This window comes from Sulfurimonas sp. (assembly GCF_028694605.1).
In the GTDB taxonomy this organism is placed as follows: Bacteria; Campylobacterota; Campylobacteria; order Campylobacterales; family Sulfurimonadaceae; genus Sulfurimonas.
Genome location: NZ_JAQVKP010000017.1, coordinates 1 through 20,083, shown reverse-complemented (window position 1 = coordinate 20,083; position 20,083 = coordinate 1). Strand labels below are relative to the sequence as shown.

Here is a 20,083-nt window from a genome sequence, read left to right as displayed (position 1 = left end):
AACTAAAGAGCCAATTTAAGTTATTTAGATATAATGCGAGGTTTTAAATTACAACTATTTAGGAATTTTTCAGATGTTACTCTTTACCCCTGGTCCTACCCCTGTCCCGCAAAATGTTCGAAATGCAATGTCAGATGAGACGATGCACCACCGCACACCCGAATTTGAAGCTATCTTTGAAAAAACCAGAAAACATCTTTTTAACCTCTTTGGTAGCGATGAGGTAGTTATGCTTGCTTCAAGCGGAACTGGAGCTATGGAGGCGGCGGTTGTAAACCTTTGCCACAATACGCTTTTAAATGTAAACTCAGGAAAATTCGGTGAGAGATTTGGAAAAATCGCTCTTGCTCATGGGCTTAAAAATGTCACAATCAGCAACGAATGGGATACTCCCGTAAGCGTTCAAGAGGTTGTAGAAGCAGTAAAAAACAACTCAGACATAGACGCCATCGCCATACAGATAAGCGAATCGGCAGGCGGACTTCGTCATCCGGTTGAAGCGATTGCAAAAGCTGTAAAAGAGATAAACCAGAATATTATGATTATCGCTGATGGTATCACTGCCGTGGGCGTTGAAAAGATAGATATTGCTAACATCGACTGTTTAATCGCTGGAAGCCAAAAAGCGCTTATGCTTCCTCCGGGGCTTGCAATTTTGGGTCTTAGCAATGCGGCGATAGAGAAAATCGGCAAAGGAAGAGGCTATTACTTCAACCTTGCTACCGAGATAAAATCCCAAAGAAAAAACACAACCGCTTGGACTGCGGCTACAACTTTGACTATCGGGCTTTTGGAGATTTTAGAGACTATTGAGAGAAACGGCGGTTTAGAGAAACTTTATGAAGAGACCGCAGCAAGAGCAAGTGCCGTTATCTGCGCACTTCAGGCTATCGGCTTGCATATCTATCCAAAAACTCCGGCACTTTCCATGACAACTGTTGATGATGAAAACGCATCACAAATCAGAAAAATCTTAAAAACCGATTTTGGCGTAAATGTTGCAGGCGGACAAGACCACCTTGATGGTAAAATCTTTCGTATAAACCAGATGGGTCTTATAGCTCCGTATGAGATTTCATGGGTTGTAAACTCTGTCGAACTCGCTCTTGCAAAACTTGGAAGAAGAGATTATGACGGTACTGCAAACAGAGTTTTCAATGAAAATTATTTTAAGTTGGCAGGTAAATGATACTAGAACACGAAATTCCTAGCGGTTCAAAACTCTACTTTGGCAAAAGTGCGAAGATAAAAAGAGAGATAGAAAAAGTCGCTAGCGATATTTTATACGCAAAAGGATTTGAGGAGATTGTCACTCCCATCTTTTCGTATCATCAGCACAAAAGCATTGCCAATGAGCGTGAGCTTATCAAAGTAAATGATGAGAAAAACAACTCCATCTCGCTTAGAGCCGATTCTACCATAGATGTTGTACGCATTATCGAGAAGAGATTGGGGCGTAACACTGAACATAAAAAGTGGTTTTACATCCAGCCGGTTTTCCGCTATCCGACAGATGAACAGTTTCAAATCGGTGTCGAGTTTATGGGAGAGAGTAAACTCTCATCTGTTTTAAATATTGCCATAGAGATTTTTGAGGCACTTGAAGTGCGTCCGCTTATCCAAATCTCAAACATGATGATACCAAAGCTCCTAGTTGAGATGTTTGACAGTCTAACTCTTGATGATTTTAGACATATAAACATTGAGAAGTTTTTAAATCTCAAGGTCGATTGGCTTGAAAAACTTGTCTATCTGCAACACCCTAGCCAAGTGGATGAGCTTCTTGAGATAGTTCCTGAAGCCGTAAAAACAGAATTGGAGAAGATGAAGAACTTATGTGAGGCTATCGGATGCCCAAACAGTGTTTTAGCACCTCTTTACTATGCAAAAATGCTCTACTATGATGAACTCTTTTTTAGAGTTATACAAAATAATGAAGTCTTTGCAAGAGGCGGAAGATATAAAAATGCAGAACTAAGTTCTGTAGGTTTTGCAATTTATACAGATGTGTTAGTAGAAACCAAAGCGAAATAGAGGAAGAGAATGAAAGCAGATTTAGTAGTCGGTATCCAATGGGGTGATGAGGGAAAAGGAAAAATCGTTGACAGATTGGCAAAAGAGTACGATATGGTTTGCAGAAGCCAAGGCGGACACAATGCGGGTCATACGATTTGGGTTGACGGTACGAGATATGCACTGCATCTTATCCCATCGGGCATCTTAAATCCAAAAGCCATCAATGTTATAGGAAACGGTGTCGTTCTTTCTCCTGAGTCTATCATCAAAGAGATGACGCAGTTTAAAGATTTGGAGGGAAGACTTTTTATCTCTGACAAGGCACACCTAAACCTTCCTTACCACTCTCTTATCGACCAAGCTCGTGAGAAGCTTAAAGGCGACAAAGCTATCGGTACAACCGGAAAAGGTATCGGACCTGCTTACTCTGACAAGATTAACCGTATCGGCGTACGTGCAGGAGAACTTTTAAACCCTGCAAAGCTTTGCGACAAAGTGCTTGAGTATTTTGAGCAAAACAGAGCGATTTTTGAGATTTTAGAGATAAAAACACCAAACAAAGAGACACTTTTACAAGAACTTCAAGGCTATAGCACAAAACTCTCTTCTTTTATCACAGACACAACGCAGCTTCTTTGGAAGGCGCTTGATGAGGATAACAAGAGAGTTCTTTTAGAGGGCGCGCAGGGTACTATGCTTGACATTGACCATGGAACTTACCCTTATGTGACTTCAAGCTCGACCGTAAGTGCGGGAGCATGTACTGGGCTTGGCATTAACGCAAAAGATATCGGCAAGGTAATCGGTATCGTCAAGGCGTACTGTACCCGTGTCGGAAACGGTCCATTTCCGAGTGAAGATTTGGGCGAAGACGGAAAGCTTATCGGCGAAAGAGGGCATGAGTTTGGTACGACAACAGGGCGTGCGAGAAGATGCGGCTGGTTTGATGCGGTTGCATGCCGCTATGCAAGCCGTCTTAACGGTTGTGATGAACTAGCACTTATGAAACTTGATGTTTTAGATGGATTTAGTGAAGTAAAAGTTTGTGTTGCTTACGATTTAAACGGCGTAGAGATTGACTATCTGCCTGCAAATCTGGATAATGTAAAACCTATTTATAAGTCATTTAAAGGGTGGGATAATTCTAAGGGTGCGAGAACTTTTGATGCACTTCCAAAAGAGGCGCAAGAGTATATCCGTGCTATAGAAGAGATTACAAAAACAAAAGTCGGTATCATCTCGACATCGCCGGAGAGAGAAGATACCATTATTTTATAACCCCTTTCTCAAAGGAGAGAGCCTATGAAAAGCCGCTTTAGCCCGCTTGTAAAAGTCAAAAAAAATCTCTTGCAAAAGAGTGAGCGGTTTTTACAAAAGGCTACCGTGAACCTAAATAGCGCATCAAGCGCACTGGAGCTCTCTTACAACACTCTCAAAGATATCACCCCTCCAAGCCGCGGCACCATGAGCCAAATGCTCGCCTCAAGAACGCTTCTTAGCTCTCAAAGAGAACTTATAAAACACAATCAAGAATGGGTTGCCTTCGCCAAAAATCAGGTAGAACAGGCAAGAGTGCAACTAAAAACAGACATGATAGAGCTTGAAAAATTTCAATATTTAGAGCTTCAAGAGATAAAACAGGAACTCAAAAAAAAGGCGATGCTAGAAGCGAAAAATCTTGATGAGGTTGCGCTTATGGCATATATGGGAAAAAACGGATGAAAAAAATAGCAATATTGATTATACTGGGATTTGTATCTTTGTATGCACTTGAAACAAGCGATAAACTTTTTGAGTGTACGGAGATTTTTAAAGCCAGAAAGAGTGAACTTCTTATAGAACTTGAACGAATCGATGAGCAAAAGCAGTCTCTAAGCGCACTCAAAACCGCAACTGAAGAGCTTTTAAAAAAGAGAGAAGCCAAAATAAGCGAGCGTGAAGAGAATGTAGCGAAACAGCTAAGTGAGATAAGCGCCAAAGAGGCATCTATCAAAGGGATGGTTGAAAAAAATGAGCAGCTTCTAAAAGAGCTAAAAGAGGTAAAGATGGGCAAGATGGCGGAGACTTTTGCAAAGATGAAAGCAGCCAATGCGGCAAGCGTACTCTCTGAGATGGACGTAAAAGATGCCGTGGATATTCTTTCTTCGCTTAAACCTAAAACAACGGGAGCTATACTGAGTAAAATGGAAGCGAAAAAAGCTTCTGAACTTACAATTCTTTTGGCGAAGTAATTTTTAAGAAAAATAAGATAAAATTATCACAAAAAACAAAAAAAGAGTAGTTTTTTGCTGAATAATATAAATTTTTATAATTTTATGCATAGACAGATTGTTGTGCTTATAGTTCTTTTTGCCTCAACCGCAACCTCCTATATCTTTTTTGGTATCATGTATGGTTCATATATTGCCGAGCCATTGTGGTATCTGTATGTTTTGGCACTCTCCCACTGGGGTTATAAGCTCTACAAAGAGTATTCCGACACAGCATATACTATCCAAGAGAAGAAGCGTTGGCTTGGCAAACTGCGCTATTTTATCTTTTTCTACTTTTTTTCATGGACAATTATGTTTGTTGTCTATACTTTACGTTCCAATATAGAGCTGCACTATCTTGCTATTTTTACCCAACTAGGTGTCGCTGTTGTCGCAACGACTATCCTTGTATCGGAAAAAAAATTAGCTATCTTTATTCTTGCCTCTTCAATGATTCCTATTACGATTTATCTTTTGCTGATTGGCAAGTTTTACTCCAATGTTATCGCCGCATTGACGATTGTTCTAGCATGGGTACTTTTTTACGGCTCACGCAATACTTACAAATATCTGCAAAAAAACCAGTTTGAGGCATACCATGACTACCTCACAAAACTAGGCAACAGACGCTATTTTGTCGAGCTTATAGAGGATGCTATCAAAACACAAAAGAGTAATGCAAAGTGCATGTATCTGCTTTTGATAGATTTAGACTATTTTAAGACTATTAACGACACTTTAGGGCATGATATCGGAGATAAGCTTCTTGTAGAAGTTGCACAAAGAATGAGCAAGCTTGCAAAAACGCATAAAACAACTGTCTCAAGGCTTGGCGGTGATGAATTTTGTATGCTGAGTGCCTCTTTTGCGGACAAAGAGGAATGTTTAGAGAGTGCGTATAATTTTGCCTTAGACTTATTGCATGCTATTAAGCAGACGTATGTCACAGAAGGACATCATCTCTACATTAGTGCGAGTGTCGGCGTAAGCATCATTGATAACCCAAACATAACAGCAAACACTCTTATCAAAGAGGCTGATATCGCCATGTATGAGGCAAAATCAAAAGGTAGAGACGGTGTTATACTCTTCAATGATGAGCTCTCCGTGAGAATAGAGAGAAAATTGGAAGTAGAGAGGTTGTTGCGCTTTGCACTGCAAAACAGAGAGATAACGCTTAATTATCAGCCTCAAGTCAACGGCATTGGAGAAATTGTAGGGTGTGAAGTGCTTGTGCGATGGCAAAATGAGCAGCTTGGCAACGTACGACCTGATGAGTTTATCCCGATTTCAGAACAGACAGGATTTATCGTTGAACTTGGATACTATATCTTGGAAGAGGCATTTAAAACTTTAAGCGAGTGGGATGAGAAAGGGATAGTGTTACAGCAGCTCTCTATCAACATCAGCATGCGTCAAATGTTTCATAGTGCTTTTGTGGATGATGTAAAGGTGTTATGCGGAAAATATCTGGATGAACGGCTAAGTTCAAAAATTATTTTTGAGATGACAGAGACGAGTGCCGCTGAAGATATACCTAAGCTTATAGAGACCATGAATAAGATTAGAAACTGTGGAATCCGTTTTTCCATGGATGATTTTGGCACAGGTTATTCATCGCTTAGCTATCTTCGCCAAATTCCGATACATGAACTTAAAATAGATAAATCTTTCATTATGGAGCTGGAGAACCCACAGCAAGATACAAGTTTGGTAAAAACCATTCTAAATATCGCAAAAAATCTCGGTTTAAGCGTTGTTGCGGAAGGAGTAGAGACGCAGATGCAGAAAAATTTTCTCATTTCAGAGGAGTGCAATATACTGCAAGGATACCACTTCTCAAAACCGCTGGCAAAAGAGAAGTTTGAAGAGTATGTTTTGCAAAAAAACTCTCCTCTAATCCTAAACTAACCTTACTTATAGTAAAATCACAAAATTTATATTTACACAAGTAGGGTCTTTGGATGAAAATATCACTTAAAACTATACCTCATATAGCCAATAAGATTGCGATTGATTTGAACAAGAGTGGTGTTGTCACTATGACAAAAGGGCTTGAGCCTATAGCAAAAGAGGCACAAAAGATACTTGAAAATGACATCAAGCAGGAGATGGCGCTTGAAGAGAAAACACATCAGATATGTGAAGCCAATGAAGAGCAGATAGAGTTTAATCTTGTCGATGAGAGACAACTCTTTTTTATGATTAAAAAGAAGCTTGCTCCGGAGTTTGGCATTATTCTAAATTATGAAGAGCGCTACTCTGACCTCTCTCACAAGATTTTGGATGAGCTTTACGAAGAAGACCTTATCCATTTTGATGTAACTGAAAACCGCATCAAAAATATTATCTACAACTCCATCGCATCATTTGTTACGGAGGCATCTGCGCTTGATAATATCATCATGGAGAAAATCAAGACTTACAAAAAGAGATATATCCCTGGGACAGATGAATTTGATATTTTATATGAAAAACTTTACAAAGAAGAGTTAATAAGAAGAGGTATGGAGTAATGAGCATGCAAAATTTGAAACAAAAAGCTTGGATTTATCTGGAAAACGGAACTTTTTTAGAGGCAAACAGTTTTGGTGCAAATGGCACTGTTGTCGGCGAGATAGTTTTTAACGTCTCTATGAGCGGATATCAAGAGATTATGTCCGATCCATCTTATGCGGGGCAGTTTGTTACATTTACTGCACCGGAAATCGGCAACGTTGGAGTCAATGCTGAAGATATGGAAAGCAAGGCTGCACATGCAAAAGGGATGATTGTCAGAAAGTATCAAGAGCGTTACTCAAACTTTAGAGCAGAGGGATCACTCGCAGACTTTTTAAAAGAGCAAAATGTTATGGGGATTTGTGACATCGACACACGCTATATCACGAAGATGCTAAGAACCGAGGGCGCTATGATGATGATAGCATCTACCGAGGTGGGCGACAAAGCAGAACTAAAAAAGATTTTAGAAGCAAGTCCGAGAATAGAGGATGTAAACTACATTGAGCAGGTAAGTACAAAAGTGCCTTACAAGCATACGCAGTCTGTTTACAACGATAGAGAGTTTAAGTATGATGCGGCACCGACACCGGAAGCAAATATTGTTGTTTTGGATTTTGGAGTGAAAACAAATATCCTCAATGAGCTGGTAGCAGCAAATATCGGTGTAGAGGTTATCCCAAACAGTTTTGACGGTGATGAGCTTGTAAAAAGATACAATGCAAAAGAGATTGACGGCGTCTTTTTGTCAAATGGTCCGGGGGATCCGCTTGTGCTTAAAAATGAACAGCGTGAAATCAAAAAGCTTATTGATGCAAAAGTGCCTATGTTTGGAATTTGTCTTGGACATCAGCTTCTCTCTATCGCTCACGGGTATGACACATATAAACTAAAGTTTGGTCACCACGGCGGTAACCAACCCGTAAAAAATCTAAAAACAGGTTTGGTAGAGATTACCGCACAAAACCACAACTACAATGTTCCAAACAACATCACAGAAGTTGCAGAAGTGACGCACGTAAACCTTTTTGACAACACAATTGAAGGGTTGAAGTACAATGACGCTCCGATTTTTTCAGTACAGCACCATCCGGAGTCCAGCCCCGGTCCAAAAGAGAGCAGATATATCTTCAATGAGTTTCTATCTTTAATCAAAAGATAGGGCTCTACTCACTAAACCCCTCAAAAATTTTAAGAACTAACATTTTTTTGTTAATAGAGTGTTAAAAAACAGAAATTTTTTTGAAAAATGTCGAAAAAATGTCAATAATTAAGAAATCTTAAACATTTATACTGTTATCATACCTTAGTTATTTAGTTTAATAAAAATAAAGACTTCTTGAAAAATTTAAAATCAAGTGAACTTATTTTAAATTTTTCAAGAAGTCGCATTAGACTTAATTGCTTTGAATCTTTAAGGAGGCTATATATGGAAAATCGTCCATTAGAGTACGACTATACAATTGCTAAGATGTTTATGCTTACAACTATCGCTTTTGGGATTGTCGGTATGCTCATTGGTGTAATATTGGCGTTTCAGCTTGCATTTCCGGGGTTGAATCTCATGTTGGGAGATGGTTTGGCTGAATATACAAACTTTAGTCGTCTTCGTCCGCTGCACACAGATGCAGTTATCTTTGGCTTTACGCTAAGTGGTGTTTTTGCTACTTGGTATTATGTTGGTCAGCGTGTTTTAAAGGTGTCGATGGCAGAATCAAAACTGCTTATGACACTTGGAAAACTTCACTTTTGGCTCTATCTTGCAGTTGTTGTAGCTGTGATTGTATCGCTTTTTGCAGGTGTAACAACTTCAAAAGAGTATGCAGAGTTTGAGTGGCCAATTGACATTGCTGTTGTTGTTGTTTGGGTACTTTTTGGTATGGGTATATTTGGTCTTATCGGTATTCGCCGTGAAAAATCACTCTATATTTCTGTTTGGTACTACATAGCGACTTTCTTAGGTATAGCGATGCTTTATCTCTTTAATAACATGGAGATTCCTACATTTTTTGCTACATCTCCTTCAGGCGAGAGCGGCATAGGTGCGTGGTACCACTCTGTTTCTATGTATGCAGGCACAAATGATGCGCTCGTTCAGTGGTGGTATGGACACAATGCGGTCGCATTTGGTTTTACAGTGCCTATCGTTGCGATGATTTACTATTTCTTACCAAAAGAGTCCGGTCAGGCTATCTACTCTTATAAGCTTTCACTGCTCTCTTTCTGGGGATTGATGTTTGTTTATTTATGGGCGGGTGGGCATCACCTTCTTTACTCAACTGTTCCGGACTGGATGCAGACGATGGGGTCCATCTTCTCTGTTATCTTGATTCTTCCGTCTTGGGGTTCGGCAATTAACATGCTTCTTACTATGAAGGGTGAATGGCAGCAGGTTGCGGCTTCTCCGCTTATCAAGTTTATGGTTTTAGGTTCGACTTTCTATATGTTCTCAACACTGGAAGGTCCGATTCAGGCGATTAAATCAGTCAATGCCATAGCACACTTTACTGACTGGATTGTCGGACACGTACATGACGGTGTTCTTGGATGGGTTGGCTTTATGATTATGGCGGCACTGTACCACATGGCACCTCGTGTCTTTAAACGTGAGATTTACTCTAAGTCTCTTATGGCGGCACAGTTCTGGATTCAAACACTTGGTGTTGTTCTTTACTTTACGTCTATGTGGATTGCGGGTATTACGCAAGGTATGATGTGGCGTGCACATGATGAGTTCGGTAATCTTGCCTACTCGTTTATCGATACGGTAACGGTTCTTCATCCATACTACGCTATCCGTGGTGTTGGCGGTCTTTTATACTTAGTTGGTTTCTTGATGTTTGCTTATAACATCTACAAAACTATGTCTTCTCGCCCTGTTGAAGAGCGTGAATTACAAAACGCATCGCCTATGGGCGCTTAATTGAAAGGATAAAATATGTTTCATTGGTTAGAAAAACATCCGTTCTTTTTTGCGGTAGGTGTATTTGTTGTAATTGCGTTTGCAGGGTTAATTGAGATTCTTCCAAACTTTGCTCAAGCTTCCCGTCCTGTTATCGGAACTGCTCCTTACTCTACTTTAGAGTTGGCGGGTCGTCATGTTTATATAAAAAATAGTTGTAATGCTTGTCACTCTCAGCTTGTACGTCCATTTAAGTCTGAAACAGATCGCTACGGTCACTACTCACTTAGCGGCGAGTATGCGTACGATAGACCGTTTTTATGGGGTTCTAAAAGAACAGGTCCGGATTTGATGCGTGTAGGCAACTATAGAACTACCGACTGGCATGAGAATCACATGAAAAATCCGGCTTCGGTTGTTCCGGGGTCAATCATGCCTGCTTACAAATGGCTCTTTACAAACAGTGCCGATGTCGATACGGTTTATGCAGAACAGCTCACAGTTGCAAAGCACTTTGCAGTTCCGTATAATCAAGAGGTACCTATGAAAGACGGTTCTGTAAAAAATGTAAAGATGGCGAATAGTGTCGCAGAAGCACGCTCACTTGCACTTGAAGAAGCAAAAGTGGTAGCTGCCGACATGAAAGATCAAGATGTTAAAGATGCAGTTGCTCGTGGGGAGATTCCAGAGATAGTTGCGTTGATTGCATATATGAACAGTCTCAAGTAGGAATTTGAAGTGGGTATTGCAGAGCTTCAGGCGTATGGATATTTTGTACTGACATTTTTTCTTGTAGTGGCGTTGTATGGGTACATATATCACCTCTACACAAAAAAGAGAGATGCAAGCGGGGTTGACTACGAAAGCTATAGCAATATGGCGCTAAAAGATGATATAGATGATACTCCCGTATCAGCTCTATCGGATGAGAAGGTACCCGTAGAGGGTAAAAAGAAATAGGAGAGATATATGAATAAGCTTTATCTTGGGGGAGTTGTTTTTACTGCTTTGATGCTACTGCTGACATTCTTGTCTGTTGGTACAACAAAAGGTGGTTTGAACGATGACATCGTTAACATGCTTGCAATTGCAGGAGCAGTTGCTCTAGTTATAATTACAGTTTTTGTTGTAATTAAATATGTACGTCAGATGCAGGTGGATAGCGCATCCGGCGAACTTGCCGATGAAAATTGGGATGGAATCGGTGAGTATAAAAACGAACTGCCTATGGGTTGGGCAGTTATGTTTTTACTCACTATGATTTGGGGTATGTGGTATTTTACTATCGGCTATCCGGTAAATGCTTACTCTCAAGTAGGCGAGTACAATGAAGATACAGCTGCACACAACACAAAATTCGAGGCAAAGTATAAAGGTCTTACCGGTGATAAACTTGTCGAGATGGGTGAGTCTGTTTTCTTGGCAGAGTGTAAAGTGTGCCACGGTATTAATGCTGATGGAATTGACGGTAAAGCGGCAAATCTTAACAAGAGAATCAATGCGGCTTCTGTAAAGTATGTAATCGAACATGGCTCAAACTATAAACTTCTCGGTACAGATATGCCAATGCCTGATCGTAACGGACTTTTCAATGCAAACACGGGTGCACTCATAACTGATGCGGAGATAGAGACGGTGTCTGCTTATGTCGCAAACGGTATGAAAGGTGATGGTGCAGAGATTTTTGTAGGTGCGTGTTCAAGTTGTCATGGTCCTGATGGAAAAGGGATGGAGTTTGTCGCTCCAAATCTTGCAGGATATACGCCGGCATTAGTGGCAAATATACTTAATAACGGTAAAAAAGGTGCTATCGGTGTCATGCCAAAGTTTGATAGACTTAACGACAAACAAAAAGAAGCTGTTGGTGCTTATATCACTAACATAAGCAAATAAGGAGTCCGTAATGAATGAAAATAGAAGTATATTCTCTATCGATGGTATAACGGGTATGTTGATTGCGACTGTGCTGCTTCTGACTATTTTGGTCGGATTGACAGCGTGGGGCATAAATGTCCAAACAGGCAGTGCGGCAAATTTTTATGATATCAAAGATGAAGCATCTATTAAGATGATTGGCTCAAAGCAAGCTGACCATGTTATAGATGTGAAAAAATAGGGGGCAAAGTATGGATAAGATTATTTCATGGGGCTTAGTGCTCATGGCTATTTATACGCTCTATGCGGTTTTAACGCCAAATCATCTTTTTATCGGTTAGGAAATTTCATTGAATTTTTCAAGAGGGCTTGTTGCCCTCATCCTCACACTCTCTCTACACTCTTCGCTTTTTGCAAACTATCTTTATAAAGATGAGCTTATATTTAACCCGGCATTCAGCGCAGAGGTTGAAAAACTTGGTTCGGAACTTTACCAAAAGACGGGTATATCATTAAGACTTCTTATGCTAAAAGAGCTTCCGCACGGCAAAGATATGGTTGCTTATGAGAAAGAGGTGCTAAGTGAATTTGGGCAGCCTACGATTTTGCTTACATTTTCTCAAATGGACACAAAAGTAGATATTTTGGCAAATGAGTCTTCTTTATATAGCTTGTTTGACAAAAAACAGATCTTAAGCCCTGTTGCTTCTCCCGTTCAGGCATTTTTTATAGCACTTTTTTATAGCGACTCGTTTGACTCTTTTAAAGAACTCTCTGGCAGTTATGGCGGTACAATCATCCCTCTGTTGGCACAAAAAGCAAAAGAGAGTGAGCTTTTAGGCAAGTACTCCGGTTCGATGTTTAACGGTTATGCGGATATCGCTGAACAAATCGCCGCAAACAAAGGTATCATTTTAGAAAATGCAGTGGGAAATACAAACAAAGATAGCATATTTGTTGTAAAAATACTTTTTTACGGCTTTATACTCTATGCACTTTTTGTGTATGCTAAGAAAAAAATTTACATGAGAAAACAGAATGAAACTAAGTAACCCAAAAATCTGGCCCTATGCCATAGGTGCTTCAATCATCGCAGTTTTTGGTGCATGTGTTGCAACTGTATTTGTTGCTAACACTCTTCCGGTAGAAAAAAGCGATACCTATATGATGGGTTATCATGAAGCAGACGCAAAAGCAAACGAGATACTCCAAGCAAAGATACTCTTTGAGAGACACTATAAAGTTGAGTATATTACTAAGGAATTTGGTACCCAAAAAGCAATACTCAGCTACAAAGTGAGTGATAAAGATGCAAATCCCATCGATAACGCAAATATCAAAGTAGTTGTAACAAGACCAAATAACCACAAGCATGACCAAGAGCTGAACAACCCAAAAGTTCAAAACGGTATCTATACATTTGAGCCGATTACACTACCGCAAGAGGGAAGATGGGACATCATGGCAAAAGTAAGTGTAGGCGAATTTAATAGATTTTATAACATAAAAACAGACACAAGAGGGATGCAAGCGGTGGAATATTAGGCTATAATCCATCTATGAACAGTTCTCTTATAATCCTACCGACCCAACGCGCCATCCGTCATAAACAGTTTGACGCCGAGGGCGAAAATCTTTTTCTTCCTAACTATATCACGATGCATGATTTTCTCTCAAGAGTTTGTGTTGCCCATAGGCTCAAAGCCCTTGATGCGGATAGCAGAGTTTTGCTTCTTTTGGAATCAAGTGACTTTAAAAATTTTCAAAACCTCTCCATTGAACGCAATTTTTTCACATTTACAAAAAACGCTTCCTATATTTTTGGTTTTTTTGAAGAGTTGAGTGCAGAGATGTATGATATAGAGGCACTTGAGAGAGCAGATGTCTATGGAGAGTATGAGGAGCATATCGCCATACTTCTTGAGCTTTATAGACGCTATGAAAAACTCTGTAACCAAAGGGGAGTGCTTGATCCCATTTTTTTGCCTAAAAATTATCATTTTAATGAAGATTATGTAAAAAAATATAAAAAAATCGAGCTTTATGCAGAGGGGCATCTAACCAACTTTGAGTTTGAGGTGCTTGAGAGGTGTTGTGCGTTTTGTGAGGTGGAGATACATCTGAGTGCAAGCAGATTTAACACAAAAATGGTAAAAAAGTTTGCAACATTGGGCATAGAACTAGAGACGGGATTTGGCTACATAATCTCACTGGACAAAAAAGCCGTTGTTACAAAGAAGAGGATAAAAGAGAACAAAAGCATAGAGTGCCACTCCTTTAGCGAGAATATTCTGCAAGCCGCTTATGTCAAAAAAAAGGTATATGACTTTATCCAAAAAGGGTACAAGCCCGAAAATATAGCAGTAGTTCTTCCAAATGAAAAATTTGCCGATACACTAAAGCTCTTTGATGCAAAGTCAAACTTCAACTTTGCTATGGGTGCGCCTTTTAGCACCAGTATGATGTACAAAAAACTTGATGCGACATGTACGTATATAGAACAAAACTCCAAAGAGAATGAAGCCAGAATGCAAAGAGCAGGCTCGGAGTTTTACCATCCGCTACGCTCTATTTATGCTCAAATGAGCCAAGATGTGGATATTTTGGGTTTTTTAAAAGAGTACAAAGAGAGCTTTGGCGATAAAAAAGAGATAAAGATTTTTGAAGAGGAGCTTTACTCTTTTGGGCATATTTTGCCATTTATGTATGATATGAGCGTAAAATCGGTCTTAAATCTATTTTTGCAAAGAGTATCAAGCAGGTCGCTTGATGATGTGCGTGGCGGTAAAATTACGGTAATGGGGGTTTTAGAGACACGTTTGGTCGCCTTTGACGCAGTTGTGATAGTCGATTTTAGTGATGGCAATGTCCCAAAAAAAAGCGACAAAGATATGTTCTTAAACACAGCCATCAGAGAAGCAGCAAATCTTCCCACCATGAGCGATAGAGAAAATCTGCAAAAACACTACTATGAGAGGCTCATCAACAACTCAAAAGAGGTTGCCATAAGCTTTGTTGCTTCAAATGAGAGCAAGGGTTCGAGATTTTTAAAGCAGCTTGGCATAAAAGAGACCAATCTTCATGATGAGCAAGACTACGCCTCTGTACTTTTTGCAAAAGCAGATATGCCGCCAAAAGAGGAGCAAGAGATAGTTGTCGAGTGGAGTTTTAAGGAGCGAAAACTCTCCGCGACGGAGTTGAAAACATTTTTGACATGCAAAAGAAAGTACTACTACAGCTACATCGAACATATTAAAAATCATGAAATTCCTAAAGATATGCCAAAAGAGCACGAAATCGGCTCTGACGTACATAATGCGCTAAAAGAGCTTTACGGTAAAAAAAGCTTTTACGATGATAGACATGAGCTTTTGCGAGATTTGCGAAAAGAGCTTGAGAATGCATGCGGCGAGAGCGAGCTGGAACACTATCTTATGGCACTGCAAGCCAAAAAAATGGAGCAGTTTTGTCACAATGAAGTTGAGAGATTTGGTGAAGGGTGGAGTGTAGCGTATTGCGAAGTAAGCGCAGAGAGAGAGTTCGCAGGTATGATGCTCACAGGACGCATCGACAGGATAGACAGACGAGACAACCGACTTTACATCATTGACTACAAAACTGGCACTTACGCACTTTATACGGAAAAAAACTTTATGGAAGCGACCGATTTTCAACTAGAGTTTTACTATCTGCTGACCCAAAATTTCGGCGATGTTGCAGGTTGCGGATACTACGACCTAAAAAAGTCTAAGATAATCGACGAGCCGTTTCTAAAAGAAAAATTGGCGGTTTTGGAGTCTCATATGAGGGATTTGCAAAATATAGAATCTATTGAGTGCAGCAAATGTGAAGAGATAAAAAACTGCTTATATTGCGAGTATAAAATTATGTGCGGACGTCAACAATAAAAAAGTTAGTCAATAAGCATAGATGGTGAATTGGTAGATAAAATTGTACAATGGATTTGACGAGAGATAAAAGTTCGTAATTTATGGAGTTTTCTAAAGAAAGATGGTGCGGATGAGAGTATTCTGAAATCCACTCAATACCGTATTTATGGGAAGTATAGAGTTTTTTTACACTACCTTATCGGTGCTTACACCAAAAAAGAGTTAGGTTTTATGTGCGAAAGTTGAGTATATTATATTTTCGTGATTTATTAAAAGTTGTAAACGCTATAATACTGATTATGCAAATAGATGGAGCATTTTATGAAGAGCAATCAACCTATAGGCAAGCTTCTATGGAGCATCGGGTGGATAATAATTTTTGTCAATCTCGCAACATTTTTGATCACTTTTTTTATGGAAGCAGCTTGGGATGGATTGTTACTTAACTCTTTTATCGGCAGTTTGCCATATGTCTTTTTGGGTTTGATGCTTATTTGGGTTGGAAAAGGTATGCAAAAAGAAAGCAAGTCATCTAATGAAGAAAGCGCCGTACCAAGCAGTATTTTAAGAGCAAAAAATACAAAAGTATTTGGTTGGATCGTTACAATACTTGCCTCTGCTTATACAAGTGTAGGGTATGTAGCTATGGGTTCTGATGTTTATGTAACATTAATTTTATTTGTTGGAATACCGTTTATTGGCTTAGGGTTGATAATAATTTGGGCTGGAATGCGTATGCAAAAAAAATCCTAAGAGGATTAAGCAAAGAGTGTGATGGCATATGATATTTATATATTTCTTCTGTTAATGGTTCAGAAACTTTAATAAAAAAAATAAAGTTTAAAGTCAGAAATGACCTTGTAGTAAAATTTTTTGAGTTTTCTTAAAGTGAGAGTAAATCCCTTGAAGTTCCCTATTTAAGGGATGGTGCGGATGAGAGGACTTGAAAAATAGTATTTTATCAAGTTTCTTAAAGTATCGTCAACTACACTCAAATAACATTCTTTGCTTAGATATCTTTCTCTGGAATTATCAATTTTCAATGGCTTAGTTTTTTTCAGAGGGTTAATATTTACCATGCCCTTATCAATAGCATAGTTAAAGATTGTACTCAACTCCCCTAAAATCGTATTAACCGTTTTTGGAGCAAACTCTTTTAATTTTAAGGCTTGTAGTTTTTGGGTATCTTCAGCAGTAATGTTTTTTATATCTTTTTTACCCAACATAGGAGATATATGCATCTCATACTTTCTTTTTGAGAGTTTATTATTACGATTATGATTCTCTTTTGACTTATAATGTTCTAATGCCACACTATCAAGTGCGACTATATCTTTTTTCTTTTTTTTGAGAACTGAAGGCGGTTCTTCGCCAAGCTTTATTTTATTTATAAACTCATTCCTTTTGTTATAAGCATATGTTTCGGTAATACCGTTTGATTTTTTGCCTACCGTAAACCAAACTTTTTTATTATCTGTATCTTTATAGTTTATTGAGTATGTAATATCACCGTCTGCCAATTTATTGAGATAAACACCTGCATATTTTTTACTTTTTACTCTTGCCAAATTGTTACCCTATTGCTACCCAAAATTTAAAAATCTATATAAAAGTATAGCAAACTTGATATAATAACAACAAGCCTTAAACCCCTAAAATAAGGGACTTTAGAAGACAATAGAAAAGTTTAAGGAACTTAAGAAATTGTTATAATTAGAGTTCGAATCTCTGATGGTCCACCACCAATCTTAAAATTTTCTTTTACCCACGCCCATTCAACAATCAAGTGCAACACGGTTATTTTTACGCCAATTGGCGGTATATATATCGCCCGTATTATTATTTGGTATCATTTTTGCTTGCAATGTTAAAATATAAATAAGGTCTGGATAGTGACTTGCCCAAACTGCGAAACAGATAATGTAAAAATATTTCATGATAGCGTTTGGTCCATTGAAAACGGCAGGGTGTATCAGTGCAACGAATGCACCCTTACATTTATTCATCCAATGATGAGTGAAAAAGAGGAGTATGAGTTTTACAAAAATTTCAACGCGCATATAAAAGCGCGCGGTCTGGCTACCGGAGAATCACTGCAAGACTATCATAAAAAAAGTATCTCCATCGCTAAAGAGCGTATGAATGTGGTTTCAAACTACTTTCATGATGGAATAAAAGTCTTGGAGATAGGTTCAAGCACCGGAGCATTTCTGTCACTTCTAAATAATTGTCACACCTCCGCTGTAGAGCCGTCTGATGACAACAGAGAGTTTTCTAAACAATTTATAACCGATAGAGCTTACAGTTCTATTGAAAAAATCCAAGAGAGCGAAAAATTTGACGTTATTTGTATGTTTCATGTTTTTGAACATATAAGGGAACCTAGCAAATTTTTGGATAATTGTAAAAAGCTTTTAAAAGACAACGGTATTATTTTAATAGAAGTACCGCATATCGAAGATCCCCTTATTTCAATTTATGATATAAAAGAGTTTAAAGATTTTGTCTTTCAGCCCATGCATCCAATGATCTATTCCGTACCCTCGTTGGACTATATCTTTAGTAAAAACGGATTTTTATCTACGAATGTAATTTATTATCAACGCTATGGTTTAAGCAATCATTTAACATGGTTAAAATACAAAAAACCCGGCGGAGATAAAAAATTTGATGAAATATTTAAAGAGGATAAAGAGTATAAAAGATCTATTGAATTTGTAAAAAAAACCGATACTATATTTTACATTGTAAAAATATCTTCAAAAAGTAAAGAAATATGAAGCTCGATATAATAATAAAACGTGATAGAACTATTTTAGAAGCACTACAAAAACTTCAGGATAATAAGAAGAGATTTTTGCTCTGTGTTGATGAGTTTGACAAGGTAGCCGGAATAATTACGGACGGTGATATTAGAAGAGCTTTTTTAAATAAATTCCATCTTGATGACAAAGTTTATGATATTTATAATCAGCAATTTGAATATTTAGAACTAAGTTCTTCATTTGATACTGTTTGTGAAAAATTCAAATTAGATAAAATTGATTTTTTACCGATACTGAATGAGGACAAAAAGTTAGTAAATATTATTAGAAAAAAACAATTCCATATTATGCTTTTAGAGAATTTTCGATTTGATTTAACTTATGATTTTTCAAGATTTGACAATAATACTTTAGAGTATGAGATATATAATAAACCTTGGGGATTCTACAAAAGCACCTTTTTAACATCTCACGCACAATCAAAAATAATAACAGTTTTTGCCAACGAAGAACTAAGCCTCCAAGAACATAAGAAAAGGGAAGAACATTGGGTAATTATAAAAGGACATGCCAAAGTTATTTTAGGAGAGTCTGAGCTATATTTAAATTCGGGAGCGCACGTTTATATACCAAAGGGAGTCAAACATCAACTTATTAACTTATCTAGTGATGAAAATTTGATTTTAGCAGAAGTACAGCTAGGCGAATATTTTGGGGAAGACGATATTGTAAGATACAGCGATAAATACGGAAGAAAATAAAATAAGGATAAAAAAATGGCGTTTAAATTTAACTATAAAGAACCTAAGGTTATCGCTGAGATAGGGTGTAATCACATGGGTAACTTTGAGATTGCAAAAGAGCTTATTTATCTGGCAAAAGAGAGTGGCGCAAAGTATGTAAAGTTTCAAAAAAGAAACAATAAAGAGCTTTTAACACCTGAGCAGTACAATGCACCGCATCCTGTTCCTGCTAATGCTTATGGAGATACCTATGGAGCCCATAGGGAATTCTTGGAGTTTGACAAAGAACAGCATCGTGAATTAAAAAAATATTGTGATGGGATAGGCGTGGTTTATTCTACATCGGTTTGGGATGTTACCAGCGCCAGAGAAATGATAGAATTTGCTCCTGAGTTTTTAAAAGTACCATCGGCGTGTAATAATAATTTTGAGATGTTAAGAGTTTTAAGAGACGAATTTAAAGGGCAGGTACAGCTTTCAATCGGAATGACAAGCAGGGATGAGGTTGAAGAGATTGTAAAATTCTTCGAAGAAACGGGTCAAGCAAAATCAAGATTGTTGATATACTCCTGCACATCCGGCTATCCAGTACCTTTTGAAGATGTATCACTCTTAGAGATTAACTGGCTTTATGAAAAATATGAATCAAGAATAAATGAGATAGGATTTTCCGGGCATCATTTGGGTATTGCCGTTGATGTTGCCGCATACACCTTGGGTGCAAGATGGATAGAGAGGCATTTTACAAAAGATATAAGTTGGAAAGGTACGGATCACGCAGCTTCACTCCAGCCTGATGGCATGAAAAGATTAGCAAGAGATCTTGATGCCGTATATAAAGCATTGAGATATAAAAGCGATGAGATATTGCCGATTGAACAAGTTCAAAGAGATAAATTAAAATACAAGAGATAAAAAATGATTTTGAATAATTTTGATACGAAAAAAATGTTTGAGTATGAAAATGCATATTATGCAACGGCAACTGAGGCTAGATTTGGTAAATTTTTAACACATGAGCCACTTGCAAATTCAATCCCCACCAAGTAGCTAATTTTTCATTGTAGCTATTTTTTACTTTAAAAAAATCATTCTCATTTTGCTTTCGCGTTGTTTTGCTCTAATTAACTCAATTTTCTTA

21 protein-coding genes are annotated in these 20,083 nt (G+C 38.2%); 20 read left to right on the top strand and 1 reads right to left on the bottom strand.

Translation table 11 applies throughout. The features are described 5' to 3' along the window. Nucleotides 1–73 precede the first annotated feature (73 nt). The 17 genes from PHY84_RS10090 (at nucleotide 74) to PHY84_RS10010 (ending at nucleotide 16,187) form a co-directional block, all read left to right on the top strand. Nucleotides 74–1,189 carry an alanine--glyoxylate aminotransferase family protein gene (locus PHY84_RS10090; protein ID WP_299859442.1) on the top strand — a complete coding sequence of 372 codons (1,116 nt, stop codon included), beginning with the start codon at nucleotides 74–76 and terminating at the stop codon, nucleotides 1,187–1,189. Then, nucleotides 1,186–2,034 carry an ATP phosphoribosyltransferase regulatory subunit gene (locus tag PHY84_RS10085; protein ID WP_299859440.1) on the top strand — a complete coding sequence of 283 codons (849 nt, stop codon included), beginning with the start codon at nucleotides 1,186–1,188 and terminating at the stop codon, nucleotides 2,032–2,034. The genes PHY84_RS10090 and PHY84_RS10085 overlap by 4 nt, the downstream gene beginning before the upstream one ends. Nucleotides 2,035–2,043: 9 nt before the next feature. Further along, nucleotides 2,044–3,294: an adenylosuccinate synthase gene (locus PHY84_RS10080; protein WP_299859438.1), complete on the top strand. Its 1,251-nt coding sequence runs from the start codon at nucleotides 2,044–2,046 to the stop codon at nucleotides 3,292–3,294. A gap of 24 nt (nucleotides 3,295–3,318) precedes the next feature. Next, nucleotides 3,319–3,738, top strand: a complete 420-nt coding sequence (locus tag PHY84_RS10075) for a flagellar export protein FliJ (RefSeq protein WP_299859436.1) — start codon at nucleotides 3,319–3,321, stop codon at nucleotides 3,736–3,738. Next, complete coding sequence (locus PHY84_RS10070) at nucleotides 3,735–4,247, top strand: PDP protein (protein WP_299859434.1); 513 nt, start codon at nucleotides 3,735–3,737, stop codon at nucleotides 4,245–4,247. The genes PHY84_RS10075 and PHY84_RS10070 overlap by 4 nt, the downstream gene beginning before the upstream one ends. 54 nt (nucleotides 4,248–4,301) lie before the next feature. Next, on the top strand, nucleotides 4,302–6,179 hold the full coding sequence (locus PHY84_RS10065) for a GGDEF domain-containing phosphodiesterase (RefSeq protein ID WP_299859432.1): 1,878 nt from the start codon (nucleotides 4,302–4,304) through the stop codon (nucleotides 6,177–6,179). 53 nt (nucleotides 6,180–6,232) lie between these two features. Then, the gene (locus PHY84_RS10060; protein ID WP_299859430.1) at nucleotides 6,233–6,784 is read left to right on the top strand and encodes a DUF507 family protein; all 552 of its coding nucleotides are present in this window, start codon (nucleotides 6,233–6,235) and stop codon (nucleotides 6,782–6,784) included. Nucleotides 6,785–6,789: 5 nt separating this feature from the next. Then, nucleotides 6,790–7,929, top strand: a complete 1,140-nt coding sequence (carA, locus tag PHY84_RS10055) for a glutamine-hydrolyzing carbamoyl-phosphate synthase small subunit (RefSeq protein ID WP_299859428.1) — start codon at nucleotides 6,790–6,792, stop codon at nucleotides 7,927–7,929. A 267-nt stretch (nucleotides 7,930–8,196) separates the two neighbouring features. Further along, nucleotides 8,197–9,690 carry a cytochrome-c oxidase, cbb3-type subunit I gene (gene ccoN / locus PHY84_RS10050; protein ID WP_299859426.1) on the top strand — a complete coding sequence of 498 codons (1,494 nt, stop codon included), beginning with the start codon at nucleotides 8,197–8,199 and terminating at the stop codon, nucleotides 9,688–9,690. Between the two features lie 15 nt (nucleotides 9,691–9,705). Next, a complete protein-coding gene (gene ccoO, locus PHY84_RS10045) occupies nucleotides 9,706–10,398 on the top strand; it encodes a cytochrome-c oxidase, cbb3-type subunit II (protein WP_299859424.1) in 693 nt (230 codons plus the stop codon). Nucleotides 10,399–10,407: 9 nt separating this feature from the next. Further along, on the top strand, nucleotides 10,408–10,629 hold the full coding sequence (locus tag PHY84_RS10040; RefSeq protein ID WP_299859423.1) for a cytochrome c oxidase, cbb3-type, CcoQ subunit: 222 nt from the start codon (nucleotides 10,408–10,410) through the stop codon (nucleotides 10,627–10,629). A gap of 9 nt (nucleotides 10,630–10,638) precedes the next feature. Further along, the gene (locus PHY84_RS10035; protein ID WP_299859422.1) at nucleotides 10,639–11,562 is read left to right on the top strand and encodes a c-type cytochrome; all 924 of its coding nucleotides are present in this window, start codon (nucleotides 10,639–10,641) and stop codon (nucleotides 11,560–11,562) included. A 10-nt stretch (nucleotides 11,563–11,572) separates the two neighbouring features. After that, on the top strand, nucleotides 11,573–11,785 hold the full coding sequence (locus tag PHY84_RS10030) for a DUF4006 family protein (RefSeq protein ID WP_299859421.1): 213 nt from the start codon (nucleotides 11,573–11,575) through the stop codon (nucleotides 11,783–11,785). Between the two features lie 109 nt (nucleotides 11,786–11,894). Beyond that, the gene (locus PHY84_RS10025; protein ID WP_299859419.1) at nucleotides 11,895–12,596 is read left to right on the top strand and encodes a 3-dehydroquinate dehydratase; all 702 of its coding nucleotides are present in this window, start codon (nucleotides 11,895–11,897) and stop codon (nucleotides 12,594–12,596) included. Then, entirely contained in the window at nucleotides 12,583–13,089 is a 507-nt protein-coding gene (locus PHY84_RS10020) for a FixH family protein (protein WP_299859417.1), read from the top strand. Before PHY84_RS10025 ends, PHY84_RS10020 begins: the two co-directional genes overlap by 14 nt. A 14-nt stretch (nucleotides 13,090–13,103) precedes the next feature. After that, nucleotides 13,104–15,452: a PD-(D/E)XK nuclease family protein gene (locus PHY84_RS10015; RefSeq protein WP_299859415.1), complete on the top strand. Its 2,349-nt coding sequence runs from the start codon at nucleotides 13,104–13,106 to the stop codon at nucleotides 15,450–15,452. Nucleotides 15,453–15,755: 303 nt separating this feature from the next. Continuing rightward, a complete protein-coding gene (locus PHY84_RS10010; protein ID WP_299859413.1) occupies nucleotides 15,756–16,187 on the top strand; it encodes a hypothetical protein in 432 nt (143 codons plus the stop codon). A 164-nt stretch (nucleotides 16,188–16,351) separates the two neighbouring features. Here PHY84_RS10010 and PHY84_RS10005 read toward each other — a convergent pair whose 3' ends face one another. After that, entirely contained in the window at nucleotides 16,352–17,002 is a 651-nt protein-coding gene (locus PHY84_RS10005; protein ID WP_299859411.1) for a hypothetical protein, read from the bottom strand. 324 nt (nucleotides 17,003–17,326) lie between these two features. Between PHY84_RS10005 and PHY84_RS10000 the strand changes: the two genes are divergently transcribed. From PHY84_RS10000 to PHY84_RS09990, 3 genes are read left to right on the top strand one after another with little or no spacing between them, the layout of a single operon-like run. Then, nucleotides 17,327–18,214 carry a class I SAM-dependent methyltransferase gene (locus PHY84_RS10000; protein ID WP_299859409.1) on the top strand — a complete coding sequence of 296 codons (888 nt, stop codon included), beginning with the start codon at nucleotides 17,327–17,329 and terminating at the stop codon, nucleotides 18,212–18,214. After that, nucleotides 18,211–18,960 carry a CBS domain-containing protein gene (locus tag PHY84_RS09995; RefSeq protein WP_299859407.1) on the top strand — a complete coding sequence of 250 codons (750 nt, stop codon included), beginning with the start codon at nucleotides 18,211–18,213 and terminating at the stop codon, nucleotides 18,958–18,960. Before PHY84_RS10000 ends, PHY84_RS09995 begins: the two co-directional genes overlap by 4 nt. A gap of 15 nt (nucleotides 18,961–18,975) precedes the next feature. Beyond that, nucleotides 18,976–19,857 (top strand): N-acetylneuraminate synthase family protein, encoded by an 882-nt coding sequence (locus PHY84_RS09990; RefSeq protein ID WP_299859405.1) that lies wholly within the window; start codon nucleotides 18,976–18,978, stop codon nucleotides 19,855–19,857. The last annotated feature ends 226 nt before the right edge of the window (nucleotides 19,858–20,083 follow it).